Origin of the sequence: Paenibacillus sp. RUD330, from assembly GCF_002243345.2 — a bacterium.
In the GTDB taxonomy this organism is placed as follows: Bacteria; Bacillota; Bacilli; order Paenibacillales; family Paenibacillaceae; genus Paenibacillus_O.
Genome location: NZ_CP022655.2, coordinates 2785762 through 2812145, shown reverse-complemented (window position 1 = coordinate 2812145; position 26384 = coordinate 2785762). Strand labels below are relative to the sequence as shown.

Annotated in this window: 21 protein-coding genes; 20 read left to right on the top strand and 1 reads right to left on the bottom strand. The window is 59.8% G+C overall.

Annotation, left to right across the window (positions count from 1 at the left end; translation table 11 throughout):
- The first annotated feature begins 87 nt into the window (after positions 1–87).
- The 14 genes from CIC07_RS12675 to CIC07_RS12610 all read left to right on the top strand — a co-directional run bounded on the left by CIC07_RS12675 (position 88) and on the right by CIC07_RS12610 (position 18320).
- Positions 88–864: a DeoR/GlpR family DNA-binding transcription regulator gene (locus CIC07_RS12675; RefSeq protein ID WP_076355788.1), complete on the top strand. Its 777-nt coding sequence runs from the start codon at positions 88–90 to the stop codon at positions 862–864.
- A gap of 141 nt (positions 865–1005) precedes the next feature.
- Positions 1006–2508 (top strand): L-fucose/L-arabinose isomerase family protein, encoded by a 1503-nt coding sequence (locus tag CIC07_RS12670; protein ID WP_076355790.1) that lies wholly within the window; start codon positions 1006–1008, stop codon positions 2506–2508.
- Between the two features lie 46 nt (positions 2509–2554).
- Entirely contained in the window at positions 2555–3598 is a 1044-nt protein-coding gene (locus CIC07_RS12665; protein ID WP_083687967.1) for an autoinducer 2 ABC transporter substrate-binding protein, read from the top strand.
- Entirely contained in the window at positions 3588–5435 is a 1848-nt protein-coding gene (locus CIC07_RS12660; RefSeq protein ID WP_076355792.1) for a cache domain-containing sensor histidine kinase, read from the top strand. Before CIC07_RS12665 ends, CIC07_RS12660 begins: the two co-directional genes overlap by 11 nt.
- Positions 5432–7096, top strand: coding sequence for a response regulator transcription factor (locus tag CIC07_RS12655; RefSeq protein ID WP_234992912.1), 1665 nt, complete (start codon positions 5432–5434; stop codon positions 7094–7096). The genes CIC07_RS12660 and CIC07_RS12655 overlap by 4 nt, the downstream gene beginning before the upstream one ends.
- Entirely contained in the window at positions 7083–7406 is a 324-nt protein-coding gene (locus CIC07_RS12650) for an L-rhamnose mutarotase (protein WP_076355794.1), read from the top strand. The genes CIC07_RS12655 and CIC07_RS12650 overlap by 14 nt, the downstream gene beginning before the upstream one ends.
- 692 nt (positions 7407–8098) lie before the next feature.
- Positions 8099–9619 (top strand): sugar ABC transporter ATP-binding protein, encoded by a 1521-nt coding sequence (locus CIC07_RS12645; RefSeq protein WP_076355798.1) that lies wholly within the window; start codon positions 8099–8101, stop codon positions 9617–9619.
- Positions 9616–10668, top strand: coding sequence for an ABC transporter permease (locus tag CIC07_RS12640; protein ID WP_076355800.1), 1053 nt, complete (start codon positions 9616–9618; stop codon positions 10666–10668). The genes CIC07_RS12645 and CIC07_RS12640 overlap by 4 nt, the downstream gene beginning before the upstream one ends.
- Before the next feature lies 1 nt (position 10669).
- Positions 10670–11659, top strand: a complete 990-nt coding sequence (locus CIC07_RS12635) for an ABC transporter permease (protein WP_076355802.1) — start codon at positions 10670–10672, stop codon at positions 11657–11659.
- Positions 11660–11730: 71 nt separating this feature from the next.
- Positions 11731–12786, top strand: coding sequence for a rhamnose ABC transporter substrate-binding protein (gene rhaS / locus CIC07_RS12630; protein ID WP_076355804.1), 1056 nt, complete (start codon positions 11731–11733; stop codon positions 12784–12786).
- Between the two features lie 195 nt (positions 12787–12981).
- Entirely contained in the window at positions 12982–14733 is a 1752-nt protein-coding gene (locus CIC07_RS12625) for a methyl-accepting chemotaxis protein (protein ID WP_076355806.1), read from the top strand.
- A 188-nt stretch (positions 14734–14921) separates the two neighbouring features.
- Positions 14922–16403 (top strand): protein adenylyltransferase SelO, encoded by a 1482-nt coding sequence (locus CIC07_RS12620; RefSeq protein WP_076356992.1) that lies wholly within the window; start codon positions 14922–14924, stop codon positions 16401–16403.
- A gap of 95 nt (positions 16404–16498) precedes the next feature.
- Positions 16499–17485, top strand: coding sequence for a cation diffusion facilitator family transporter (locus CIC07_RS12615; protein ID WP_076355808.1), 987 nt, complete (start codon positions 16499–16501; stop codon positions 17483–17485).
- Between the two features lie 265 nt (positions 17486–17750).
- Entirely contained in the window at positions 17751–18320 is a 570-nt protein-coding gene (locus tag CIC07_RS12610; RefSeq protein ID WP_076355810.1) for an NUDIX hydrolase, read from the top strand.
- A gap of 19 nt (positions 18321–18339) precedes the next feature.
- Here CIC07_RS12610 and thpR read toward each other — a convergent pair whose 3' ends face one another.
- Positions 18340–18990: an RNA 2',3'-cyclic phosphodiesterase gene (thpR, locus tag CIC07_RS12605; RefSeq protein WP_076355812.1), complete on the bottom strand. Its 651-nt coding sequence runs from the start codon at positions 18988–18990 to the stop codon at positions 18340–18342.
- An 89-nt stretch (positions 18991–19079) separates the two neighbouring features.
- Here thpR and CIC07_RS12600 point away from each other — a divergent pair, with 89 nt between their 5' ends.
- The 6 genes from CIC07_RS12600 to CIC07_RS12575 all read left to right on the top strand — a co-directional run bounded on the left by CIC07_RS12600 (position 19080) and on the right by CIC07_RS12575 (position 26376).
- The gene (locus CIC07_RS12600) at positions 19080–20879 is read left to right on the top strand and encodes an ABC transporter substrate-binding protein (RefSeq protein ID WP_076355814.1); all 1800 of its coding nucleotides are present in this window, start codon (positions 19080–19082) and stop codon (positions 20877–20879) included.
- Positions 20880–21091: 212 nt separating this feature from the next.
- A complete protein-coding gene (locus CIC07_RS12595; protein ID WP_083687969.1) occupies positions 21092–21433 on the top strand; it encodes a DUF5658 family protein in 342 nt (113 codons plus the stop codon).
- 140 nt (positions 21434–21573) lie between these two features.
- Complete coding sequence (locus CIC07_RS12590; protein WP_076355816.1) at positions 21574–22281, top strand: GntR family transcriptional regulator; 708 nt, start codon at positions 21574–21576, stop codon at positions 22279–22281.
- 156 nt (positions 22282–22437) lie between these two features.
- A complete protein-coding gene (locus CIC07_RS12585) occupies positions 22438–23550 on the top strand; it encodes an ABC transporter substrate-binding protein (protein ID WP_076355818.1) in 1113 nt (370 codons plus the stop codon).
- 103 nt (positions 23551–23653) lie between these two features.
- Positions 23654–25297: an ABC transporter permease gene (locus CIC07_RS12580; protein ID WP_076355820.1), complete on the top strand. Its 1644-nt coding sequence runs from the start codon at positions 23654–23656 to the stop codon at positions 25295–25297.
- Complete coding sequence (locus tag CIC07_RS12575) at positions 25294–26376, top strand: ABC transporter ATP-binding protein (protein WP_076355822.1); 1083 nt, start codon at positions 25294–25296, stop codon at positions 26374–26376. Before CIC07_RS12580 ends, CIC07_RS12575 begins: the two co-directional genes overlap by 4 nt.
- Positions 26377–26384: the final 8 nt, after the last annotated feature.

Below are 26384 nucleotides of genomic sequence, written 5' to 3'. Positions count from 1 at the left end.
TAAAATTGGAGTTTATGGAGAAATGAAACTGTCCGGCCATGGCGAGCAAATCGGGTCCGGCAGCGAATCAAAGGGAGGAACGGCAGCATGCTAGTTGCTGAGCGCTACGAGAAAATCATCGGCCTGATAAACGAAAACGGCAGCATGCGGGTATCGGAGCTCAGCCGTCTGTGCGAAGTAACGGAGGAGACGATCCGCCGCGATCTCGCCAGGCTGGAGGCCGCCGGACAGCTGCGCCGTTCGCATGGAGGCGCGGTCAGCCTGAAAAACCAGAACCTGCAGCCTGAAATTCCCTATGCGCTGCGCGAAGTGGCCCATGCCGCGGAGAAACGCCGGATCGCCGAGGAAGCGATCAAGCTGATCCTTCCCCGCGACCGCATCTTTCTCGATGCCAGCACGACAGCCTGGTACATGGCCTCGATGCTGCCGGATATGGAGATGACCGTATTGACCAATTCGGTGAAGGTGACGATGGAGCTCGCCTCCAAGGAGCAGATCCGCGTCATTACAGCGGGCGGGATGCTGACTCAGAGCTCGCTGTCCTTTGTCGGACCGCTTACCGAACGGTCGCTGGAATCCTATTACGTGGACAAGCTGTTCTTCTCGTGCCGGGGTATCCATCCCGAACGGGGAATCAGCGAATCCAACGAGCTTCAGGCGCGGATCAAGGCGATGATGGTCGAGCGGGCAGGCCAGGCGTATCTGCTCGCGGACAGCAGCAAGTTCGGCGTCCAGGCGTTCACGCATGTCGCCGCGATCGGAGATGTCAGCATGATCGTCGCGGACGATGGCCTCGGAGAGGATATGGCGGAGTCTCTGCGCAAGCAAAATATTCCGCTTACGCTGGTCGGCATGGAAGAGTGACCTGCAGACGGCTTTCCAGACCTGCCAGGCAGGAAACGGAAAGTCAGTCTTATTGCTGCAAACGCTTACATTAAGCGGACAATCGTATTGATGAGTGCTCCTGATAAATCAGAATCTAATTTACCGGATCGAGGTGCCCGAATGACCGTTGCTGAACCGATCAAGCCCGCCCGCAAAGCCCGGGTCGGCCTATATTCCGTAGGATTGAGGGCATACTGGGAGCAATTCCCTGGCTTGCGGGAGCGTCTGGAGAGCTACGGACGCTTCATTGAGAACAGGCTGTCCGAATGGGCGGAGGTCTGTCATTACGGCCTGGTCGATACCGAAGCGGAAGGCCGGCTCGCAGGGGAGTGGTTCAACCGCCAGGACGTGGATCTGGTCTTCTGCCACGCGGCCACGTATACGACGAGCTCAGCCGTATTGCCCGTCCACCAGCTGAACAAGGCTCCGGCCGTGTTCCTCAACCTGCAGCCCGCCGCAAGGCTCGACTACGAGGAGACGACAACCGGAGAGTGGCTGGCGCAATGCGGCGCATGCCCCGTGCCGGAGTTCTCCAATGCGTTCAACCGGGCGGGCATCCCGTTCCGGGTCGTGAACGGCCTGCTCGGTCTGGACTTCACTCCGCCTGAAGCGATGGCGAGCGAGACGACCCATGAGCGCATCGAGGCGGTCCGTGCCTGGCATGAGATTCGGGAATGGGCGCTCGCTGCCGCCGTGCCCCGCACGCTGAAGCGCAGCCGGTTCGGATTCCTCGGAAATACGTACAGCGGAATGCTGGACATGTACAGCGACTTCACGATGATCCAGGCTCAGACGGGATTGCATGTGGAAGTGCTGGAAATGTGCGATCTGGACCGGCTTCTGCGCACGGTCGCTCCGGAGGAGATCCGCAGCAAGCGGGAAGAAGTCGCCGCCATGTTCCAAGTGACGGGCTCTTCCTCGACCGATCCCATCGCGGGCATGCCGAGCGAGGAGCAGCTCGACTGGTCCTGCCGCGTCGCTGCGGCCCAGGAGAAGCTGGTGCGGGAATACGATCTCGATGCGCTGGCCTACTATTACCACGGGGCGGCGGGGGGCGAGTACGAAAAGCTGCAGGGAGGCTTCATCGTCGGCCATTCGCTGCTGACTGCAAGAGGCATTCCTTGCGCCGGCGAAGGCGATCTCAAAACGGCGCTTGCGATGAAGATATGCGATATTCTCGGAACCGGAGGCAGCTTCTCCGAAATCATCGTGACGGATTATGTCGACGGGACCATTCTGCTCGGGCATGACGGTCCTTTCCATATCGACATCGCCGAGGGCAAGCCGCTGCTGCGGGGAATGGGGCTGTATCACGGCAAGCAGGGAACCGGCGTCTCGGTGGAAGCCAAGGTCGCTCCCGGACCGGTGACGACGCTGAACGTGACCCAGACGGGTGACGGCCGGCTCAAGCTGATCAGCAGCGAGGGTGAGTCGACCAAGGGACCGATCATGAGGATAGGCAATACGCAGACGCCGGTCCGCTTCCGCGAGCATCCGGACGCCTATATGGCTAGGTGGTTCGCAGAAGCGCCGACCCATCACTGCGCGATGTCGGTCGGCCATAACGCGAGCCTGTTCGCCAAGGCGGCCGAGCTGCTGAATCTGAAGCATATCGTCATGTGACAGCCCGGGCGGCAGGCAAGCGGGCCAAAGGAGGACGGAAGCAGCCGTGGCGAGGAAAACGATGCTGTTGGGCTTGATTTTTCTGCTGATGTCGGCTTGTCAGGCAAGGAGCGGCCCCCCTTACGAAATCATCTATACCTTGAACAAAGGAACGGAGGCCCCCTCCCAGGAGCGGTCCTCAGCCGCCCCGAAGCCGAGAATCGCGCTCGTGGCCAAGGGCATCGATATTCCCTATTTCATCTATGCGGGAGAAGGGGCCAAGCAGGCAGGCAACGATCTCGGAGTCGACGTCATCTACGCAGGACCCAAGACGGCAGGGGCTTCGGGCCAGATCCAGGTCATCGAGGAGCTCATCCGGCAAAAGGTCGACATGATCGCCGTGTCGGCGGCAGATCCGGACAAGCTGCTGACCGTGCTTCGTCAGGCCCGGGCAGCCGGCATCCGCGTCATCACCTGGGATGCCGACACGCAGTCGAGCGGACGGGAATTCTTCGTCAACATGGCCGATCCCGAGACGGTCGGGCGCCATCTGATGGATTTGCTCGCTGGCGCGATGGGCGACAAAGGCAGCTTTGCCGTGATGACAGGCTCGGAATCGGCGGCGAACGCCGGCGAATGGCTGCGCTGGATCCGTATCCAGCAGCAGGAATACTATCCGGCGATGAAGCTGGTGGAGGTCGCCTCCATCGACGAGGACCCCGTCAAGGCCAAGCTCGCCGCGCGGCGCCTGCTGAGCGCTTATCCCGATCTCGGAGGCATGATCGGCATCTCCTCCGTCGTCCCTCCGGCTGCAGCCGAGGCACTGGAGGAAGCGGGCAGGCAAGGCAAGGTCAAGCTGACCGGCTTGTCGAATCCGCTGCTGATGAGCCCTTATCTCAAGCGGGACACTGCGCAGACGGCGACTCTCTGGAGCCCGAAAAAGCTCGGTTATCTCACTATCGCCATGGGGAACAACCTGTTGAACGGAATCCCTCCTGCGGATGGACAGAATATTCCCGGCGTAGGCAAAATCCGGATGTCCGGCAATACGGTCGTCATGGGAGAGCCGCTCGACTTTACGAAGGAGAACGTGGACGAGTATGATTTTTGACCGCTTGAAATCGCTCCGGCCGCGGAATCTCCGCCTCGGCTCCAAGCTCATGATTACGTATCTGCTCATTACGGCGATTCCGCTCGCTATTCTCGGGACGATCTCTTACGCCCAATATGCGGACTCCGTCGAGCGCCAGGCGGGCGAGTACATGCCCAAATTCCTGGAGCAGGCCAATGCCGACATCGACAAGCGCCTGGCTGCATTGGCGGACATGCCGGAGAGGCTGTTCGCCTCCGAGAAGATCCTGTCCATCCTCCGCAGCGGAGGCAGCCAGAGCATATCCGACTACAACCGCGACGCGACGAGGATGAACAGCTTCCTGGCAGACGCCTTCGTCAACGGCAGCAATCCGGAAGTGCTGGGAGCGTATATCCTGTCGAGCCAGAGGCTGTTCCACAGCGCCAAGTGGGTGTTCCAGGAAAAGGATTGGGAATGGCAGCTGAGGCGCTACGCGGGGCAAGAAGCGAAGCCCGACGAGATGAGGCTGATCCTGCCGGGCGAGCTCAAGCTGCATTTCGCCAACAAGATTCCGTATGCGATGATCAAGAAGACCATCCTCGACGCCGACAATCGGAAGGTTCTCGGAAGCATGTTCATCGCCGTCGACCTCTCCTTCATCGATGGGATCTTCCGCCAGTTCAACGCGGACGACCAGGCAAGCATCTGGTATATGAACGAGGCCGGGGTCATCATCTACAGCGGCGACCGGGAGCGCATCGGAACGGTCGACGAGGAGAAGAGTCATTATCCGGTCGGCAGCGGCAGCTTCCGCACCCGCGGGGGCGGGGGAGAGCTGATCAGCGTCAACGAATCCCCGCTCGGCCTGACGCTGGCCCACAGCGTCCCTGTCCGCCGGCTGCTGGCCGGCGTCGACAAGGTGCGCGATGCGACGCTGGCTGTCTTTTTCGGAATCATCGTCGTCACCTCCGCCGTATCGGCCTATCTGTCCTGGCGGTTCATCCGCCCGCTCAAGAAGCTCGGCGGATTGATGAAGAACGTCGAGATGGGGCATTTCGAGGTGGATTATTCCCTGCAGAGCCCCGACGAGATCGGGTCGCTGGCGCGGAGCCTCAACTCGATGATCGAGACGATACGGGACTTGATCCAGAAAAACTACCAGATCGAGATCCGCCAGAAGGAGGCGGAGCTGTACGCTCTTCAATCCCAGATCAATCCGCATTTCATGTACAACACGCTGGAGACGATCGGCATGGCCGTGGAGGACGGGGAGAAGGAAGCGGTCGTGGACATGGTGACGCTGCTCGGCCGGATGCTCCGCTTCTCGGTGAGCAACTCCTCCAAGTCGGTGCTGATCGCCGAAGAGCTGCAGCATGTGCGCGACTACCTGGCGATCCAGAAGTTCCGCTTCGAGGGCAGGCTCTCCTACGAGATCGCCGTCCATTTGCGGGAATGGACCGAGCAGCAGCTGTACGCGCCCAAGTTCATCCTGCAGCCGCTCGTGGAGAACGCGATCAAGCACGGCCTGGAGAAGAAGCGCCAGCTGGACATCCAGCTGACGATCAGCCAGGAATTCGGCGCCCGCTCCGGCAAGGAGGATATCGTCTTCCGGCTCCGCGACAACGGTCCGGGCATTCCGGCCGAACGGCTGACCGCGCTGGAGCAGTCGCTTCAGGACCGCTCGATCCAGCCCAAAGGCTCCCAGTTCGGACTCAGCAACGTCAACTCGCGGATCGCCATGCTGCATGGCGAGGAGTACGGACTGCAGCTGCACAGCATCGAGGGACTGGGCACCGAAATCATCGTCCGCATACCGGTCGAGCTGAGCCCGCCGCTATCGGGCGGCGCCGCGCAAAAGGAGGAATCCTCATCATGAGCATGCCGATCCGAACGATGATCGTGGATGACGAGCCCCGCATCCGGCGGGGAATCCAGCGTCTCGTCCTTGCTCTCGGAGAAGGATGGGAGGTCGTCGGCACCGCCGGAGACGGGAAGGAGGCGCTGAGCCTCATCGACGGGCTGAACGGTGCCGTCGATCTCGTCATTACGGATGTGAAGATGCCCGAAATGGACGGGCTGGAGCTGATCCGGGAGCTGGGCAAGTCCTATTCCTGCCGCACGCTGCTGATCAGCGGCTTCGACGATTTCGTCTATGTGCAGGCCGCTTTGCGGGAAGGGGCGCTGGACTATATCCTGAAGCCTGTCGACCGCGACCAATTCCGCAGCAGCATGACTCAGCTCGGAGATACGATCCGCAATGACCGCTTCAAGCTGCACAAGCAGGCGGAGACGGAGCGGGAGGCGGAAAAGTTGAAGAAGAGCCGGCAGGTCCAGACGCTGAGTTATATCGCTTCCGCCAATATCGACAGCACCGCGCTCGGATATGGGGTGGACGAGTTTCCGAAGGGAAGCTATCTCCTTCTGCTTGTCCGGCTGGATGCGATGCCGGTGAAGACGCGTGCGTACACGTCCAGAGACTGGAAAGCGTATTACTACGCTCTGGAAAACATCGTGGCCGAAACGGTGGAAAGCGAGATGCTCGGCTCCGGGCGAATGGGCTGGAGCTTTCTCGGCGCCGAATCCGACTTCTGGGTGCTGCTTCATTTCCCTCCCCATGAAGAGGAGATCCGGCGGACCGTTGAAGGTGTGGCGGAGCAGATCCGCGTCTCGATCCAGACGTTCACGCCATTCACGGCGACGATCGCATACGGCGACCGAATCGAGGATCTGCATCTGCTGCCGGAGGCGAGGCGCCAAGCGATGGCTCTCGTGAATTTCCGTTTCCTGCATGGAGGCAACCAAGTCTTCCACTGTGCTCCTCCGCTCGGCGAGCCGTTATCCGGGCCGCAGGAGAAGGAGGTGATGGCGCTCACGCAGAAGCTGAAGCGCTACGTGGACCAGTGCAGCGGCAAGGAAGCGCTGGAGGCGGTGCGTTCCCTGTTCGGGCTGCTCGAGAAGATTCCGTCGCCCGCCCATCTTCAGGCGTCGGTCATGAATGCCGTCATCCTGCTCCATACCGCTTGGCTGGAAACCAAGCTCGGCATAGGCGAGGGGATTTCGATCGAAGACGAGATCCGGAAGGTCAAGCGGGCGAACAGCCTGCAGGAGCTAAAGGCCGGCGTCGTTTCATTGACCGAGAGGGTGCTGGACGAGATCCGCTCTGCCCGCCGGAGCGGCAGCAGCAAGCCCGTCGAGCTGGCCAAGCAGTGGATACGGGAGCATCTGGCCGAGGAGGTCACGATCAAGAAAATAGCCGATCATGTCTATTTGAATCCGACCTATCTCAGCGAATACTTCAAGCTGCAGACCGGAGAAACGATTCTGGATTACCTGACGACGCAGCGTATGGAGAAAGCCAGGGAGCTGCTCGGCGATCCGGAGCTCAGGCTGCAGGATCTGAGCGGCAAGGTCGGCTATCAGGATGTCAAGTATTTCAGCCGCCTGTTCAAGCAGAAGACCGGAATGACGCCCTCCGCCTACAGAGAGCGAACGCTCCGGTCGATACGAGAGGAGACGAAGCATCATGCCAAGCCGTAAATTCGCCTGGACCTGGACCGTGAAGGAGGAATGCCTCGAGGAGTATGTGAGGATGCATCTGGATCCCTGGCCGGAAATCATGTCCGAGCATTCCAGGGCGGGCATCCGCAATTATTCCATCTTCCAGAACGGCCGCCAGTTCTTTTATTGCTTCGAATGCGACGATGTCGAGGCGGCATTCGCCGTCATCGACGAGAGCGAGGCTTGCCGGCGCTGGAACGCCATCACCTCCGGCATGGTCGAGGGCTCGTTCGACTTCAGCCGGGCGGAGCCGATCCGGCCGCTGCGCGAAGTCTTTTATCTGAGCTGATTCGAACCGGACAAGGCGGGCTTCCCGCCTTTTTTCTGTTGGTGCCATAGCAGCGATTTCGAGGGCTTTCCCTGACTGCACCCAAGAGATTCATGTGCAAGCGGTTTCCGTCGAGGATTGGAGAGTTGAGGTATAGTAAATGAAGCGAAATCCATGATAAGGGAATCCGGGCTTGGAGGGAGAACTTGATGTCTGTTGCGCTCTGCAAGTTCATTCCATCATCCTTGAACCAGCTGCTGTTCATCCGCAATTTATACAGGAATGCCGACACGGATCCAGGGGCATTTCCGGACATCGGGCGAAACCTGGAAGGATTGTTGAGGCCCGAACGCTGGGAGGCATGGTCTAGATGATGGATGAGCGATTAATCCTGCCCAAAAATTGCGGAGGAAGGATTGCTCGATCCGTTCCTTTCAAGCTGGCATGGCCTGAGCAAGCTCCTTGTCGGAGCAAGCCCCGGTCATGCCTTTTTTGGGCTGCAGGAGCCCTCGATGACGTATCGTTCCAAGGAGATCCGCTGCCGCATCGATTCTTCCGAGGAAGAGCAGGCCGGACAATCTTATGCAAGCGCTGCCAACTGCCGAAGCCTTTCCCCCTTAACCGAGCTTTGTCTCCTTCTTGGCCTGCCGTCCTGGATGTAAGGTAGAGACATAAGAGGGAACTTCGAAGAAACAGTCCGAGGAGGTAAGGTCATGTCCGAGACAGGATACGTTCTGGAGCTGAACGGCATCACCAAAATATTTCCCGGCGTCAAGGCGCTCGATCAAGTCTACTTCAAGCTGAAGCCGGGCGAAATCCACGCTCTCATGGGGGAGAACGGCGCGGGAAAATCGACATTCATCAAAGTGATCACAGGGGTGTACTCGCCGGAGGAGGGAGAGGTGTTCCTGGACGGAGCCAGGGTGGACTTCCGCCATCCGACCGATGCCCAGAAGGCAGGCATCGCAGCCATCTACCAGCATGTCACCTGCTACCCCGATCTCAGCGTCACCGAGAATATCTTCATGGGCCACGAAAAGGTCCGGCGCGGTACAGGACGCATTCGCTGGAGCGAGATGCATGAGGAGGCCGGACGCCTGCTGAACGAGCTCGGAGCCGCCTTCAGCCCGAAAACGCCGATGGGCTCGCTGAGCGTCGCCGAGCAGCAGATCGTCGAGATCGCCAAGGCGCTCTCGGTCGACGCCAAGATCATCATCATGGACGAGCCGACGGCGGCGCTGACCGGCAGCGAGAGCGAGGAGCTGTACCGGATTGCGGAGCGGCTGCGGGATCAGGGCAAAGCCATCATATTCATCTCCCACCGCTTCGAGGATATGTACCGGCTGGCCAGCCGCGTCACGGTATTCCGGGATTCGAAATACATCGGGACCTGGAACGTCGATGAAATCTCCAACCACGATCTGATCGTCGCCATGGTCGGCCGGGAAATCTCCCAGCTGTTCCCCAAGACGGAGGCGGAGCGGGGGGAGGAGCTGCTGCGGGTCGAGAGACTGGGCCGAACCGGCTACTTCGCGGATATTTCCTTCTCGCTGCGGCGCGGCGAGATTCTCGGCCTGACCGGCCTCGTCGGCGCGGGCCGGACGGAGGTGTGCGAGACGCTGTTCGGCATCGCCCGGCCCGATGCGGGAAGCATCTACATCCACGGCGCCAGGCGGAGCCTGAGGAATCCGCTCGACGCGATGAGAGCCGGCATCGGCTATCTGCCCGAGGACCGGCAGAAGCAGGGACTCGTGCTGGAATGGGGCATCGGCGCCAACATCACGCTGCCGACGCTGGAGAAGTTCCGGGAGAAAGGCGGCATCAGCCTCCGCAAGGAGCAGGAGACTTCCAAGCGGCTGGCGGAGAAGCTGAGAGTGAAGGCCAAGAGCGTCTTCGATCTCGTCAGCTCCCTCTCCGGCGGCAATCAGCAGAAGGTCGTCTTCGCCAAGCTGTTGAATGCGGATCTGGATGTGCTCATCCTCGACGAGCCGACAAAAGGCGTCGATGTCGGCGCCAAATCGGCCATCTATGAAATCATCAGCGAGCTGGCGTGCCAAGGCTACGGCATCGTCATGGTATCGTCCGAGATGCCGGAGATCATCGGCATGTGCGACCGGGTGGCCGTCATGAGGGAAGGCCGAATCACGGCTGTGCTGGACCGCGAGGGCCTGACACAGGAAGCGATCCTGTCCGCTTCCATGGACGACAGCCGAGCCAAGGGGGTGGGAGCATGAGCAGCGAGCCGGCCCCTCAGGCTTCGGCAGACGGCCGCGCAGCCGTTGCCGCCAAGTCCAAGAAGCCTTCGCTTAGCGCGACGGTCGCCAAGTTCAGGGAGCTTGGACTGCTCGTCTTCATTATCCTGCTGTCGGCAGGCGTCCAGCTCCGCAATCCGAGCTTCCTTACGCTGGAGAATCTGACCGATATCGCGACCAATACTGCCATTCTCTCCATTCTGGCCGTCGGCATGATGCTCGTCATCATCACCCGCGGCATCGATCTGTCGATCGGAGCGACGCTTGCGCTGTCCGGAATGGTGTCCGCCTTGACGGTCAAAAACGTTCCGGGCATCCATCCTCTGATCGCGGTGGCGATCGGCGTCGGAATCGGCCTGCTGTGCGGCATGATCATCGGCATGCTCGTCTCGTGGTGGAGGATCCTCCCGATCATCGCCACCCTCGGCATGATGAACGTCTTCCGCGGACTCACCTTCGAGGCCAGCGGCGGCAAATGGATCAGCGCCCATCAGATGCCGGCCAGCTTCAAGGGGATCGCGACCGGAAGCGTGCTCGGCATCAACAATCTGATTCTGATCGCCATCGTCGTCTACATCATCGCAGCTTGCTTTGTCAGCCATACCCGCACCGGCCGCAGAATCTACGCCGTCGGCAGCAATCCCGATTCGGCCGAGGTGAGCGGCATCCGCTCCGGCAGAATTCTCTGGCTCGTCTATACGATCATGGGCGGACTGTCCGGGCTCGCCGGCGTGCTGTGGGTGTCCAAATTCGCCTCCGCCCAAGGGGATACGGCATCCGGATACGAGCTCAGCGTCATCGCGGCCTGCGTCCTCGGCGGCGTCAGCATCGCAGGCGGAGTGGGCAAAATATCCGGCATCATCCTCGGCTCAATCCTGCTCGGCATCCTGAACAACGCCTTGCCGATGATCAACGTGTCGCCGTTCTGGCAGATGTTCATCCAGGGCGCCATCATCCTCGTCGCCGTCCTGATCAATGCGATGGTGAAGCGGGGAATCGACCGCACCAACCTGATGAGGAGGAAGCTATAACATGGAACCCCGACTGCTCGCGAACAGGAGAGAGTTCTCCCTGAAGGCGTTCATCCTCCAGTGGGAATGGCTGCTCGTCGTCCTGATCGCCGCCATCTTCATCATGAATACGAATCTGTCGTCCTACTTCCTGGACTACGCCAACCTCAGGGACGCCACGATGGGCTTCCTCGACAAAGCGTTCATCGTGCTGCCGATGGTGTTCATCATCCTGATGGGGGACATCGACATCTCGGTCGCCTCCATCATCGCCTTGTCCTCCGTCATCATGGCCGATCTGTACAACCATGGCGTGCCCATGGCGCTGGCGATGCTCATCTGTCTGGCCGTCGGCACGGCGTGCGGCTGGATCAACGGAATGCTGATCGTGCGGTTCAAGGAATTGTCCGCCGTCATCGTCACCTTGTCGACCATGATCATCTACCGCGGCATCGCCTATATGCTGCTGGAGGATCAGGCATCGGGCAAATTCCCGGCCTGGTTCAAATTTCTCGGCTGGGGTTATGCCGGCTCGATCCCGTTCATCCTGATCGCCTTCGCCGTCTTCGCTGTCGGGTTCGCCTATCTGCTGCACCGCACCGCCTTCGGGCGGAGGGTGTACGCCATCGGCAACAACGCCATGGCGGCCCGCTACTCCGGGGTGCGGGTAGACCGGATCAAGATCATCGTCTTCACGCTCACCGGCCTGATGTCCGCAGTCGCCGCCCTGTTCCTCACTTCCCGGATGGGGAGCACCCGTCCCAACATCGCAACGGGCTATGAGCTGGAGGTCATCGCGATGGTCGTGCTCGGCGGCATCAGCACGGCTGGGGGCAAAGGCAGGATGATCGGCGCGATCCTCGCCGTCTTCCTGATCGGCTTCCTCCGCTACGGCTTGGGCCTGGTCAACGTATCCGCCCAATCGCTGCTCATCATTCTCGGCCTGCTCCTGATCTTCTCCGTCGCCATCCCGCAGATCAAGCTGCGCCGGGCCGGCGGCCGCAAAACCTGAACAGGCTTGCGACGCGCTTCTGCCGCTTTGCATAGATGACCTTGCTTACAGCTGAAAGGGAGGAAAGAAAAATGAAAAAGATCGTTGCAACGCTCGTATCCGCCATCCTGATCGTGGGCTTGCTGGCCGCCTGCAGCTCCAACGGCAACGGCGCCAATGCGGGACAGGAAGGCACATCCGGAGGCGCTGCCGGAGACAAGCAGAAGTATGCCATCATCTTCAAGAATACCGGCAACCCTTACGGAGAGAAGGAGATGGAGGGGTACAAGGAAGCGATACAGGAGCTCGGCCATGAGGTCATCCTGAAAGCTCCCGACCAGCCTACGGCCGAAGCCCAAATCGCGATGATCGACGAGCTCATTTCCCAGAAGGTAAGCTCCATCGCCATCGCCGCCAACGATCCGGACGCGCTGCAGCCGGCGCTTGAGAAGGCGATGAACGCCGGCATCAAAGTCGTCTCGCTCGATTCGGCCGTCAACGCCGAGAGCCGCCAGCTGCACGTCAACCAAGCCGATCCCGAGCGGATCGGACGCACGCTGGTCCAGGGCATCGTGGACATGATCGGCGGCTCCGGCGAAATCGCCATTTTGAGCGCAACGTCCCAGGCGACGAACCAGAACGCATGGATCGAATGGATGAAGAAGGAGCTTGAAGATCCGAAGTACAAGGACGTGAAGCTGGTGAAAGTCGCTTACGGCGACGATCTTCGCGACAAGAGCGTATCCGAGACGGAAGCTCTGCTGAAGTCCTACCCGAACCTGAAGGGCATCATCGCTCCTACGACCGTAGGCGTGGCGGCAGCCGGCAAGGTGCTTACGGACAAAGGCCTCAAAGGCAAGGTCCAGCTGACGGGACTCGGTCTTCCGAGCGAAATGGCCGAGTACATTGAAAGCGGCATCTGCCAATGGATGTATCTGTGGAACCCGATCGATGTCGGCTACCTGGCCGGTTTCGCTTCCGAAGGTCTCGTAAGCGGCAAGATCACAGGCAAGGTCGGCGACAAGATCGCCGCCGGCAAGCTTGGCGAGAAGGAAGTCATCCAGGACGGAGACGGCACGCAGATCATGCTCGGTGATCCGTTCAAATTCGATGCGGGCAACATCGCGGAGTGGAAAGCGGTTTATTGAGCCTTTTGATCAAGCCTTTTGATCAAGCCCCCGGTCCGCCTGGGGCTTTTTTTGCCGTCTCTGGACCGGCCGCGGATCGCTTCGGCATAGTCATAGCCATGCTATCAAAAAGTTGTCCGCTGCCGGGAAATATCTAAAGGATCGCCTCATCAATGTCGATATAATACTATCCCAACATGAGAGGTTGCCTATTGAATGAAAAAATACCGGTTCTTGCCCAAACGAAGTCTGATTCGAACGAGCGTGCTGCTGCTGGCTGTCCTTTTCCTCGGGGTCATGAGCCTGACTGCGGCTTTTGCCTATCAGAGCCAGAAAAATGAGTTCCACAACCAGCTGCGCGAATTGGGCAAGGCCATGAAAGGCCAGGTGCAGCTCCATGCCGTCGAGATCGCGGAAGCATCGGCTGTGCTGGACCGCAAGGAAGCTCCCGCGGCAGAAGCCTTCAAGATGCTCAAGGCGCAGCTCGTCGCCATGTCCGCCGAAGACCTCGTCATCAGCAACGCCTATCTGATGCTGCCCGAAGTCCGGGAAGACGGCGGTAAGCGCGCCCTTGTCAATCTTCAGGGAAATATGGATACCGAAGCCATGCAGCCGGGCTCCGTCTACGAGATGTCCGCTGTTTTCGAGGATGCGTTCAACAAGGCGATGAAGGAAGGCTTCGCGCTGACGGTTCCTTACGCCGATTCCGAAGGCGAGTGGGTCTCGTATTTGTCCCCGATCAAGGACGCCCAAGGCAAGACGCTCGCCCTGTTCGGCGTCGATTTCCACTACGATGACGTCAAGTCGAGCCTGTCCCGGATGTTGTGGAAGGATATTTTGGCCGGGGGAGGATTCACCGTAGTCGCTCTCCTGCTCATCATTTACTTCGTCTACCGCACGCTCAAGCCGCTTCGTCAGCTGGCCGAAGTGGCGAAGCTGGCGGCGGAAGGCGATCTGACCCAAGAAATTCCGGTCAACAGCGAAAATGAGATCGGACAGGCAGCCGCAGCCTTCAACCGGATGATCGCCAGCCTGCGGGAGCTCACCGGCAACATCCAGCTGGCGGCGAGGAGCGTGTCCAGCTCCTCCAACCGGCTTCAGGACAGCTCGAGGCAGGCCGTGGAGGCGACGAATGAGATCGCCGCTTCGACAGGCCAGGCGGCAGCGGGCTCCGAGCAGCAATTCCAGAGCACGAGGGAATGCCAGACGGCGATGACGGAAATGGCGATCGGCATCCAGCGCATCGCCGAATCCACCTCGATCGTATCGGAGCTCGCCGCCGAGACGTCGGAGAAAGCGGCTGATGGCGAAGGCGACATGGAGCGCGTCGTCGGGCAGATGAGAAAAATCGAAATCGATCTGAACGACACGGCCGCGATCATTCGGGAGCTGGAGGAGCATGGCGGCAGAATCGGAGAGATCATGGCGATGATCTCGGATATCGCGAGCCAGACCAATCTGCTCGCGCTGAACGCTTCGATCGAATCGGCCCGCGCGGGCGAGCATGGCAAGGGCTTCGCGGTCGTCGCCCAGGAAATCCGCAAGCTGGCCGAGCGTTCGGTGTCCTCTTCCAAGCAGATCACGGAAATATTGTCGGCAATCGGCAACGGCACGAGCGGGGCGGCGGCATCGCTGGAGCGTTCGGCCCATGAAGCGAGGTATGGAACGGAAATCGCCCAGCAGACCGGTCTGGCGTTCAGCTCCATCGTAAAATCGATTCAGGAAGTGAACAGCCAGGTGCAGGAGGTATCGGCTTCCTCGGAGCAGATGTCGGCAGGGACCGAGGAGATCGCCGCCTCGCTTGACGAGCTGGAAAGGATCGCGGTTACCGCGGCCAAGCTTGCGGGCAGCATCGCCACGGCGGCGGAGCAGCAATCCGCGGCTATGGGCCAAGTGGCCGGCTCCTCGGAGCAGCTGCAGCAGATGGCGGAAAATCTGACCGGAATCGTGAGCAAGTTCAAGATCTGATTCCTTCATGCATGAATCAGCCTCTTCAGCCGCGCGGATAGCGCGGCTGTTTTTCTGTTATCATCCGGGCTGGTTTCGGAGCTGCCTGGACTTGAGGATCCGCATAAATCTCGATGAAGCGAGGAAAGCGGGCCGTCTCAGGGTATAATAAGAAAATGATGCCAAATTCGAATTCCAATGGAGATGTCATGAAAGAAACCGATAGCAAGACCAGCTTTGGCTGGAACTTCGACAACAGCTACGCCCGCCTGCCGGAGCTCTTCTTTACCCGGCTCGATCCCAAGCCCGTATCGTCCCCGAGCCTGATCGTGCTCAACGAGCGGCTGGCGGCCGCCATGGGACTGGATCCCGAGGCGCTTCGCAGCGGTCAGGGAGCCGATTACCTGTCCGGCAACGCCGTTCCGGAAGGAGCGGAGCCGCTGGCCCAAGCCTATGCCGGCCATCAGTTCGGGCATTTCAACAGGCTTGGCGACGGCAGGGCGATCCTGCTCGGTGAACAGATCACCCCTGAGGGGCATCGGATCGATATCCAGCTGAAGGGCTCCGGACCGACGCCGTATTCCCGCCGCGGAGACGGCAGGGCGGCTCTGGGGCCGATGCTGAGGGAGCATATCATCAGCGAAGCGATGCACGGACTCGGCATTCCGACGACGCGCAGCCTCGCCGTGACCGCAACGGGAGATGAGGTTTACCGCGAATCCGTGCTGCCCGGCGCCGTCCTGACGAGGACGGCCGCCAGCCATCTGCGAGTCGGAACGTTCCAGTTCGCGGCACAGTGGGGGACGATGGACGATCTCGAGCGGCTGTCCGACTATGCCTTGCGGAGGCATTATGCCGGCCTCTACAGACCGGACGATGCCGGCCGCCATCTCGTCCTGCTCCGGGAGGTCATCTTCCGCCAAGCTTCGCTGATCGCGAAGTGGATGCTCGCCGGCTTCATCCATGGCGTGATGAATACCGACAACATGGCGATCAGCGGGGAAACGATCGATTACGGGCCTTGCGCCTTCATGGATGCCTTCGATCCCGCCACCGTGTTCAGCTCCATCGATTCGCAAGGTCGGTACGCCTATGGCAGCCAGCCGCAGATCGCGGCATGGAACCTAGCCCGCCTGGCGGAGTCGCTGCTGCCGCTGCTGCATGACGACGAGGAAGAGGCGGTCCGGCTGGCCGAGCATGAGCTCAGAAGATTCGCCGAGTCCTATGGCAGGCACTGGCTGGACGGAATGCGCGCTAAGCTCGGTTTATTCCATGAAGAGCCTGAGGATCAAGAGCTCGTGGACGAGCTGCTGCGGCTGATGAAGGAGCATAGGGCCGACTATACGAACACATTCCGCTTCCTGGCGACCGGCAAGCGGATGCCGGACGACATCCTGTGCGATTCGCAGGCATTCTCGGCTTGGATGGCCAAGCGGCAGGCGAGACTGGACAGGCAGCCGCAGACGGCCGAGCAGTCGGCCGTTCTGATGCGCGCCAGCAATCCGGCGGTGATTCCGCGCAATCATCGGGTGGAAGAAGCGCTGGCGGCGGCGGAACAAGGAGATCCGAGCGTCATGGAAAAGCTGCTGGCGGCGCTCGAAAACCCTTACGGCCATCGTCCCGGCCAAGACGAATTCGCTGTTTCATCCGGACAATCCGCAGGCTCCTACCGTACCTTCTGCGGAACCTGATTCCGGCAGCGTTTCGGTGTCGAAATTCCGAAACATAACGGGCGGCATCTGCGTATAACCGCTTCAGTTTGGAACTTACAGGAGGAAACGCTACGATGACTACCGATTCGACGAAAACCGGCTTCTGGCAATTAGTGAAGAAAGGAAACACTTCGTCCGCGACAGCGGCGATCGGCAATACAGGCCTTGCCATCGTTAAGGGCATCGCCGCCGCCACGACGGGAAGCGGCGCCATGTTCGCATCCACGATGCATTCCATCGCCGACGCGATCAATCAGGGGTTCGTGTTCGCAGGCAGCGTCCTGGCGGAGAAGAAGCCGACCAAGCGGTTTCCGACCGGATTCGGACGTGTCATCAATCTGTTCTGCATGATCGCCGTTCTCGTCGTCACCGTCATGGCGTATGAAACGATCCGCGAAGGCTTTCATCTCCTTGCGCATCCGGTCCATTCGAGCGGCTTCTGGCTCAATCTGATCGTGCTGCTCCTGTCGCTGGCGGTGGACGGATTCGTACTCGTCAAGGCGATGAAGGAGATCATGCATGAAGCCCGGGTGGAAGCCAAGGGAACGGGCATCGTCGCCGCAGCCTTCCGCAACGTAGGCAGGGCCGCCCCTCCGACCCGGCTGGTCTTCTACGAGGATCTCGTCGCCACGACAGGAGCATTGCTCGCGCTGATCGCGGTCATCGTGACGTCGCTGACGAGCTTCGAGCTGCTGGACGGCATCTCGACCATCCTCATCGGCTTCCTCATGATCGGCGTCGCCTTCCGGGTCGGCTACGACAATATGGTCGGCTTGATCGGCGTTGCCGCGCCGAGGGATGTCGAGGACAAGGTCGCCCGCATCATCCTGGCGCATCCTCAAGTCCGGGACATCTTCCAGATGAGGATCCTTCAGGAAGGCCGCTATTATCATATCGACGGCACACTCGAGCTGGAGCCGGGCCTTACGCTGGCGAATGCGGACGACATCATCTTCAAGGTCAGGGACAGCCTGCTCGGCGATCCCGATATCGCGGATGTCGCCCTCGGCATCATCGAGGATCAGGGCGTCCCCAACTGGAAGTTCGAGACGCAGGAGTAAGATCGGCAGACTTGGCAGACATGCGGAATTCCTTTCCGCATGTCTTTTTGTTTTGCCTGTATTATTTTGGATAAGTGCCGTTCAGGCCTCGCCGCCGAAATCGCTCCTCCCGCCGAAAATACCGATGGCGGATGGAGCGATAGTTCGATAGTATAGGGATTAAACGTCTTCAGCTCGTTATTTCACGGATGGAAGGCTCGGTGCCAAGCCATCAAAAGAGGCGACGGCAGGACGGCCGCGCGAATGATTTCAGAGGAGTGGGCATATGGAAGTCAATTTTTGCTCCGCATGCGGGGATGCCATGGAGACGAGGGATATCGACGGAACGCCGAGACGGGCTTGTGTTTCGTGCAGCTTCGTTCATTGGGGCCATTACAGCGTCGGAGTCGGCGCCTTGGTGGAGCGAGGCGGCAAGCTGCTGCTCGTGCGGCGTGCCCAGGAACCGGGAAGGGGATACTGGACCAATCCCGGCGGATACGCCGAACAGCTGGAGCAGCTGCATGAGACCGTGCAGCGGGAAGTGCTCGAAGAGGCGGGCATTCAAGCCGTCGCCACCGGCATTGCCGCCCTGCGCGATCAGCCGCGGCAGATCCATAATGTGTATGTGGCGTTCTCGATGGACTATGTCGGCGGCGAGCCGGTTCCCGATGGCGTGGAGGTCGATGCGGCAGGCTTTTTCAGCCTGGAGGAGATGGAATCCATGCATGTCGCCCCGTTCACGCGCTGGCTCGTCGACGTCGCGCTGAACGGCCGGTCGGACGGCTTGAGCTATGATTCCGATCCGCTCGTGCCTCTGGCCGGCTACGGGCTGTTCCGCATCCGACCCCAAGCGTGAGCCGCGCCGCGCTTTCCTATTATCCGAATGGAAAGCGGGCCACGGTTTCGTACATAGGCAGCCGATGCATATGCGTCCGGTACAAGACGATTTCATCGACGGTCCAGGACAACGATGCTGCGAAGTCGTCCGTTGCCCGGACTTCCGTCCCTCCGGAGCTCCCGGCAACTGAAGCTGCCGAATGCAGACGCAGCTGGGGCATCCGAAACGGCTCCGTTCCCCGGTAGTTCCGGGCGAGCGTAAGATGGGGGCTGTAAGCCCGCTCTTCGGCCTTGTATCCAAGGACAGAGGCCGCTTCCGCGACGATGCTCCTTGCTTGCTGCAACTCTTCCCTGTCGCCGCCGATTCCTGCCCAGAACACTTTCGGCGACTCGGGAATGCCGAAGGTGCCCGTGCCGCTCAAGCTCAAGACGAACGGCCGGAGCCGTCCGGACTGCATCGCCGCCGCGAGTGCGGAACGGAGCTCCGATACACGCTCCGGCGGCGTATCGCCGATGAATTGAAGCGTGATATGCAGATCTGCAGCATCCGTCCATTTTCGGAACGGATAGACGGTGCGCAGCTCATCCGACCAAGCTCCGATCCGGTCTTTCAAGGGACCCGGCAGAGGAACGGCGACAAAAACGCGCTGTCCGTCGCGGGCAGGTTTCGTTAAAGTAGTCTGATACAAAATAGCAGACCTCCTCCTGAAGAATTGTCTTTCCTATTGTAACCCAATCCCGGATTCGGCAGGCGAAGCGGGGAAAGGAGCGGCCAACGATGATTGAAACCGAGCGCTACCTCATTCTCTACGATAAGTATTCGACAGGAAGCCCCCTCGGGACGCCGATCGAGGTTGCCCTTGAAGAGCTGGCCGAAGCGCTGCGCTGCACGACAAGAAACGTGAAGCTCATCCTGAAAAAACTCGAGGACGACCACTGCTTGGGCTGGCTTCCCGGCAGAGGCAGAGGCCATCGTTCCCGCCTTGTCTTCAAGCAGGACCGGGATCGCTTGCTGCTCGAAGCATGCAAGACGGAGGCCAGTCAAGGCAATTATCGGATCGCTCTCGAGCTGGTGAACCGGTTCGGGAACGGGACGTCTGCCAAGGACGAGTTCATGGGCTGGCTGGGCGGCAGCTTCGGGGTCCGCAAGGAAACGGTTGAAGGCCAAGTCTGCTGCGATACGCTCCGATTCCCCGTCTATCGGAATGTATATACGCTCGATCCCGCCGAAGTTGAATTCGCCTTCGATTCCCATCTCATCCATCACATTTTCGATGGTCTTGTCGCCTACGACGAATCGAGCGAGCGTATCGTACCCGGACTCGCGCATGCTTGGAATGTCAATTCGGAAGGGACGGAATGGACCTTCTATCTGCGCAAGGGCGTCCACTTCCACGACGGAAGGGAGCTGACTTCGCAGGATGCGCTCTTCACTTTTGAACGTCTGCGGCAATCCCGATCGTCGAACGCCTGGCTGATGAGGAATGTCGCTTCCATCGAGGCGCTGGGGCGGCGCACCATCCGGTTCCGCCTGGCCAAGCCGAATCGGATTTTCGACCGTTTTTTGAGTTCTTCGATCGCGTCCGTGCTGCCCGCCGGCTTCAGTGCGATGGACGAATCCTCCTATTGGAGGCTGCCGGCCGGGACGGGAGCATTCCGATTGGAATCCCGAACTCCGCAGAAAATCGTTCTGACCGCGAACGAGTCCTATTACGCGGAGCGGCCTTATCTGGACCGCGTCGAAATTCTTGTTTTTGCCGAGGAGATGGAGCAGCCCTCCACGATCGGCTTGCCGGACATAATGCCGCTGGCAATGGATTCCGGGGTCCATCCGCCGCCTCAAGAAGACTGGCAGTCTCTGGCGCGCCTGTACAATGGCTGCACCATGCTGACCTGGAACGGAAAGCGGGACGGATGGGTGCGGAGCGGCGACCTCCGCAAGGCTGTCCGCCTCATGCTGGATCCCGTCGCGATGCAGGCGGAGCTTGGCGGAGAGCGGGCGATGCCTGCTTACCGTCTTCGTCCCCAGGACAGCGTGAACCACCTGCCGAGAACGGCTCCGGAATCCGAAGTGCGGGGGCTGATGGCACGCTCCGGCTACGATGGAACGCCGCTGAGACTGCTGGCTCATGAGAAGTATCGGAAAGACAGCAAATGGATCGCCTCGCGGCTGGGGAAATTCGGAATCAACGTGGAGCTGGTCGTCGCCGACTGGATGCAGCTGGTCGACGAGGCGATCATTGCCGGGGCCGACATGGCGCTCTCCGGCATGTTCCTCTCCGACGAATATGTGTGCGAGATCGACATGTATGAGCATGGAGGAGGCATCGTAAGCCTGTATACGGATGACCAGAAGGGCTGGATGCTGGAGCGGATCGATGCCGCGCTTGCTTCTTACAGCGAGGAGGAGCGGTACAGCCATCTGCGCGCGGTCGAGCTCCGTCTGCTGGAGGAGTCCCGCATCGTCTTCCTCCATCACAGGAGGCTGAATACGTTCGTTCACCCGACTATCCGGGGGGCGGCCTTCAATGCCAGAGGCTGGATCGACTTCAAGCGGATCTGGCTGGAGGAACAATAGCCGAGAAGGTGGGTCCGTCGCCCCGATCTGGTCAGCGGCAGCGATCTGCTCCGGTGCTACGAGCGGGTTCGGCAAGTAATGGCCGGAGAGGTCGCGCCCAGCCTAGAAAACGGCCCGGAATTCATATGATGCCATCCATGAAGCAAAGGACGCAGCTGGAAATGGAACCCCCAATCATGATACAATATGTATCATGATTGGGGGTTCCATTCATGCAGGCAAGAACATCGATGTCCGTATCGAACATCAAATCACGGAACGCCATCGCGAAGTGGCTTCTTCTCGTTCTGTCCGTCTTCGACGCCATCGCGACCGATGCAGGCATCCGGCTGCATGTCATACAGGAAGCCAACCCGTTCGCGGCTTTATTGTACGAGACGCATCCCGCGCTCTTCTATGGGTATAAGATCGTCCTGCCGTCGCTCCTTCTGCTCATGGGAGGAAGGACGGGCTCGATGCTGCTGTCCCGATTGATCCTCTTCGCTGCGGCCGTATATGCCTTGCTTGCCGCTTATCATCTCGTGTGGATCGTCCTGGCCGCCGGCGCAGGCTGAAGTAAGCTCCCGCCGTCCGCCCATCGGAGGCGTCCAGGAGGACAGCGGGCGAAATTCGCCAGACTGGCAGTTTCCGCTGAATTTTGATACCCTAATTCCAAATAGACCGGTATTTCCTATGGCGAGAGGATCGACACTTCATGGAAAAAAAGCTTCTATATATTCGTGTCAAAGAAGAGATTGAACGCAGGATCAAGAGCGGGGAGCTGAAGCCCGGGGACAAGCTTCCTTCCGAGCCCGCCTTGGCGAAGGAGTTCGAAGTGAGCCGCCCGACACTCAGGGAGTCGCTGAAGATGCTTCAGAGAGAGGGTGTGCTTCTAAGCAAAAATGGCGTTGGAACCTATGTGAACGAGCAGGGCTCCCTCATCATGAACCCGCTCAACAAGCTGAGCAGTCTCGGAGAGATGATCAAGCGGGTCGGCTACAAGGACAGCGAAGCCTATGTGAAGATCTATTCGCAGCAGCCGGAGCCGGACTGGTCCGATAAGCTGCAAAGCGGGGACCCGGTCGTCGTTCTGGAGCGGCTGAGAACGGCGGACGACCAGAAGGTGGCCTTCTATTACAACATTTTCCCGAAGGCAATCGCCGCCCGTCATTTCGAGGATGGCTTTTCCGGCGCTATTTTCGACTTCCTGCAGGAAAGGCTTGGAATCCGGATTTCCTACGCCTTGACCGAGATCTGTCCTGTCGGCACTGTCGAGGAAAGGGACCTGAAGGCTGCCGGGCTCCTCGGAGGGGATCTCATTCTCCTGAAGCAGCTTCATTTTGGAGAGGATGACCGTCCTGTCTTCTACTCGCTCGACTATTTGAAGAGCAGCGCGTTCAAGCTGTATGTCAAACGGGATTGAACGGCTGTTTGCAAGACCGCATCGCCTGGAATCGGGCGATGCGGTTTTTTTGTTTTCGTTCATAAAACCTTAACGGCTTGATTATGTTCCGCAAACATTTCTTTTTTAAAGTTATAGATGTCAGACAGCTTGGCAGATGAATGAGGAGGATGGATCATGATAAACAGTTGGGGGAAAAGAAAGAAGCATTCTTTGGGGCTGGTCGTGCTTGCCGCTGCAACCGTTCTGAGCGCTTGCGGCCAGAACAACGCGGGAGGCGCGGAGCCGAGTCCTCTGAAAGGCGCTGCGGCGGCGAACCAGGCCGGGTCGGAGTCCGGCGCGCCGAAATCGGACAAACTCGTCGTTTATTCCGCTTTGAACGAAGACGACATGATCCAGCTGAAGCAGAGATTCAAGGAAGATACGGGCATCGAGATGGAGTATTTGAACCTGGGCAGCGCGGGCGAAGCAAGCACGCGGGTGCAGGCCGAGAAAAGCTCGCCGAAGGCGGATGTGCTCGTAGGCGGTTCCGTGGAGTTTTACCAGCCGCTGGCCGAGCAAGGCGTTCTGGAGAAGTACACGTCTCCGAATGTAGCCGATATCGACGCCAAATTCAACGATCCGAACGGATATTGGCAGGGCTGGTACATGGGCGTTCTCGGCATCGTGCTGAACACCGAGAGATACAAGAAGGAGCTGGAGCCAAAGGGCGTTCAAGAGCCCAGAACCTGGGATGACCTGCTCGATCCGGCCTACAAGGGCCAATTCGTCACATCCAACCCGGCAACGGCGGGCGGCGGCTATATCTTCGTAGCCGATCAGCTGTTCCGTCTCGGCGAGCAGCAGGGGTGGGACTACCTGAAGAAATTGAACGCCAACGTCCACCACTACACGCCCAAAGCGGGCGACGGCATCCAGCTGACCGCAACGGGCGAGTTCATCGCCGGAATGTCCTGGGCCCATGATATCGTGAAATCGGCCAAGCAGGGCTATCCGATCAAGGTCATCGTACCGGAGCAGACCGCCTATGAGATCGGCGGAGCCGGCATCATCCATGGCGGAGCCAACACGGACAACGCCCGGAAATTCATGGATTGGCTGCTGACGAAGGAAACGGGAGAGCTGAATACGAAGATGTCGAACCGCTACTCCGTACGCGGCGACGTCGCGCCTCCGGAAGGAATGATTCCGGTATCCGAAGTCGATCTCGTCGATTACGACCGGGCCAAAGCGGCCGCGATGAAGGCCGATGTCGTGAAGCAGTTCACCGACATGGCCGGAACGAAGTAACGGACTGCGCATCGGCAAGGCTAGCGGGAACCCTCCCTGCCTTACGGCGAGAGGAGCGTTCCCGTCTCTTTTTCCGCCATGTTCTGGAACGGAGTGAATCTTAATGGCTGCAACAGCGTTGATGGACGCATGGAAACAAATGAAAAAAATGAAGCAAGAGCCCGTTCTGGCGACGGCGGCCGCCGCCGTCCTGCTGATCACCGCCTTTTTTGTCCTCTGGCCGATCGCCAAGGTGGTCAGCTACCCGCATCCAGCGGACTACATGCAGCTGTTCACCAACTCCAGATGGCTGCAGGCGGCCCGCAACAGTCTGATGATGACCGTGCTCTCCACGTTCTCCTGCACGGCGATCGCCTTTCTGTTCGCCTTTACGGTTGCCAGGCTGGATGTGCCGCTCAAGGGACTGTTTCGTTTCGTGACGCTGCTTCCGATCGTTTCTCCGCCCTTTATCGTGGCTTTGTCCTATATTCTGCTTTTCGGCAGGCAAGGCCTGATCACCAGGCAGCTGCTTCATTTCAATGTGGATATTTACGGGTGGCATGGGCTTTGGCTTGTCCAGACGATTACTTTTTTCCCCTACGCCTATGCCGTCATCTATGGCGTACTGCAATCGTCCGCCGTCCATCTGGAGTATGCCGCGCATAATCTGGGCGCGACGAGATGGCAGGCGTTCAGGCATGTCTTTCTGCCGCTGTGCAGGCCCGGAATCGCAGGAGGAGCTTTGATTACGGCAATGAACGTTTTGGCGGACTTCGGAAACCCGATGATCATCGGGGGCAACTTCACGCTGCTTCCCACCGAGGCTTACATGCAGATGTCCGGCTGGTTCGATCTATCCTCGGCTGCCGTGCTGTCGACGGCTCTGCTGCTGCCCGCTCTCGGCCTGTTTCTCGTCAACCGTCTGTGGGTCGGCAGGAGCTCCTATATCACCGTCACCGGGAGAGAGTCCAGCCTCAAGGCCTACCCGGCTTCTCCGCCGGTCAAGTGGATTCTATTTGCTTGCTGCCTGTCGATCGCCTTGTTCATCCTTGCGGTCTATGGAGTGCTGGTTTACGGCGCCTTCACAAAAACCTGGGGCTACGACTGGAGCTTTACGCTGGACAACCTGAACTACGTCACGGCGAAGCAGCAGGAGCTGTACAACAGCATCTCTTATGCTTTGCTGTCTTCGATAGGAGCTGCCGTGCTGGGCATCATTCTCGCCTATATCGTCCATCGCAAGCGAATCGGCGTCAACCGGCTGCTCGATTTCCTGGCGATCCTGCCGGGAGCCGTCCCCGGCGTGTTCCTCGGGCTGGGCTTCGCCTTGACCTTCAACCAGCCGCCGCTCCAGCTCGGCGGCACATCCGCGATCATGATTCTGGCCTTGATGTTCTGGAACCTGCCGACATGCTACAGCGCCTGCTCGGCCGGGTTTCAGCAGATCGGCCGTTCGCTGGAGGACGCTTCGCATAACCTCGGAGCGGGCAGCTTCCGCACGCTGCTCGGCGTTCTGCTTCCGCTGCTCAAGGGGCCGTTCCTCTCCGGAATGTCCGTTTCGTTTCTCCGGTCCGTCACCTGCCTGAGCGTGATCATCTTCCTATACTCCGTCCACACCTCGGTCGGCACGGTATCCATTCTCGGTCTCGTCCAGAGCGGGGCGTGGGGAGGAGCCTCGGCCTTCACTGTCGTCCTCATATCGATTGCCTTCGCCGTGCTGGCCTTGTCGCGGCTTATCCCATTCACCCAGGATCGGAGGAAACGATGAATCCATATCAAGTCCATATTCAGATCGACAGCCTATCCAAGTCGTTCGGCTCCTTCGCCGCCATCCGCAACGTGAGCCTCGATATTCCGGCAGGCAGCTTCACGACGCTGCTCGGACCGAGCGGCTGCGGCAAAACGACCTTGATGAGACTGATCGCCGGCTTCGACGAGCCGGATAGCGGCAGCATCCGGATCGATGGGCGCCAGGTCAACGGTATTCCGGCGTTCAAGCGCCAAACCCCGCTCGTCTTTCAGGATTACGCTCTCTTTCCCCATATGACGGTCGACGAGAATATCGGCTACGGCCTGAAGCTCCAGAAAATATCCCGGAACGAAAGCAGGCGGAGAGTGGACGAAATGCTCGGCATGTTCGGCCTGGATGGGCTCGGGAGCCGCTTGCCCAAAGAGCTGAGCGGCGGACAGCAGCAGCGTGTCGCCTTCGCGCGCGCGCTCGTAACCGGTCAGAAGATTCTGATGATGGACGAGCCCCTCAGCAATCTCGACGCCAAGATGCGGGTCGAGGTCAGGCAAGAGCTGCGGGAGCTTCAGCGCAGGACCGGCATCACCGCCGTGTTCGTTACCCACGACCAGGACGAGGCTCTGTCGATGTCGGACCGGATCGCCGTGTTCGAGCAGGGAACCATCCGCCAGGCCGGAACTCCATGGGAAATCTATTTCAAGCCCAACGATGCCTTCGTCGCTTCGTTTGTCGGAACGGCCAATTTCATCCGAGGGCAGGTAGCGGATCTAAAAGGGGATGAGCTGACCGTCCGCTGCGAGTCCTCCATCATCCGAGTCCGATCCCACGGCCGGCAATACGCGGTTGGGGAAGAGATTGCGATGGTGGCGCGTCCGGAATGCATCTCGATCGACGTCCAAGAGGATGGCGGGACCGAGCCCTATCCTAGCTGGACCGGCGAGATCCAGAGCAGCAGCTTCCTCGGCCGGATGTTCCGGTATGAGGTCCGCTGCGGTTCGACGACCTTCCTGGTGGATGATGCCGATCCGAGTCTGCGCGGCTTCCTGCAGGGCAGGGTCCGATTGCGCCTGAATCCCGATCGCATTCATGTCCTTCCCTGAAGCGTCGA

Excerpts from the sequence above, each read along its gene's own strand:
- CIC07_RS12675 (WP_076355788.1), top strand. The coding sequence starts at position 88 with ATGCTAGTTGCTGAGCGCTACGAGAAAATCATCGGCCTGATAAACGAA.
- CIC07_RS12670 (WP_076355790.1), top strand. The coding sequence starts at position 1,006 with ATGACCGTTGCTGAACCGATCAAGCCCGCCCGCAAAGCCCGGGTCGGC.
- CIC07_RS12660 (WP_076355792.1), top strand. The coding sequence starts at position 3,588 with ATGATTTTTGACCGCTTGAAATCGCTCCGGCCGCGGAATCTCCGCCTC.
- CIC07_RS12655 (WP_234992912.1), top strand. The coding sequence starts at position 5,432 with ATGAGCATGCCGATCCGAACGATGATCGTGGATGACGAGCCCCGCATC.
- CIC07_RS12650 (WP_076355794.1), top strand. The coding sequence starts at position 7,083 with ATGCCAAGCCGTAAATTCGCCTGGACCTGGACCGTGAAGGAGGAATGC.
- CIC07_RS12645 (WP_076355798.1), top strand. The coding sequence starts at position 8,099 with ATGTCCGAGACAGGATACGTTCTGGAGCTGAACGGCATCACCAAAATA.
- CIC07_RS12640 (WP_076355800.1), top strand. The coding sequence starts at position 9,616 with ATGAGCAGCGAGCCGGCCCCTCAGGCTTCGGCAGACGGCCGCGCAGCC.
- CIC07_RS12635 (WP_076355802.1), top strand. The coding sequence starts at position 10,670 with ATGGAACCCCGACTGCTCGCGAACAGGAGAGAGTTCTCCCTGAAGGCG.
- rhaS (WP_076355804.1), top strand. The coding sequence starts at position 11,731 with ATGAAAAAGATCGTTGCAACGCTCGTATCCGCCATCCTGATCGTGGGC.
- CIC07_RS12625 (WP_076355806.1), top strand. The coding sequence starts at position 12,982 with ATGAAAAAATACCGGTTCTTGCCCAAACGAAGTCTGATTCGAACGAGC.
- CIC07_RS12620 (WP_076356992.1), top strand. The coding sequence starts at position 14,922 with ATGAAAGAAACCGATAGCAAGACCAGCTTTGGCTGGAACTTCGACAAC.
- CIC07_RS12615 (WP_076355808.1), top strand. The coding sequence starts at position 16,499 with ATGACTACCGATTCGACGAAAACCGGCTTCTGGCAATTAGTGAAGAAA.
- CIC07_RS12610 (WP_076355810.1), top strand. The coding sequence starts at position 17,751 with ATGGAAGTCAATTTTTGCTCCGCATGCGGGGATGCCATGGAGACGAGG.
- CIC07_RS12600 (WP_076355814.1), top strand. The coding sequence starts at position 19,080 with ATGATTGAAACCGAGCGCTACCTCATTCTCTACGATAAGTATTCGACA.
- CIC07_RS12595 (WP_083687969.1), top strand. The coding sequence starts at position 21,092 with ATGCAGGCAAGAACATCGATGTCCGTATCGAACATCAAATCACGGAAC.
- CIC07_RS12590 (WP_076355816.1), top strand. The coding sequence starts at position 21,574 with ATGGAAAAAAAGCTTCTATATATTCGTGTCAAAGAAGAGATTGAACGC.
- CIC07_RS12585 (WP_076355818.1), top strand. The coding sequence starts at position 22,438 with ATGATAAACAGTTGGGGGAAAAGAAAGAAGCATTCTTTGGGGCTGGTC.
- CIC07_RS12580 (WP_076355820.1), top strand. The coding sequence starts at position 23,654 with ATGGCTGCAACAGCGTTGATGGACGCATGGAAACAAATGAAAAAAATG.
- CIC07_RS12575 (WP_076355822.1), top strand. The coding sequence starts at position 25,294 with ATGAATCCATATCAAGTCCATATTCAGATCGACAGCCTATCCAAGTCG.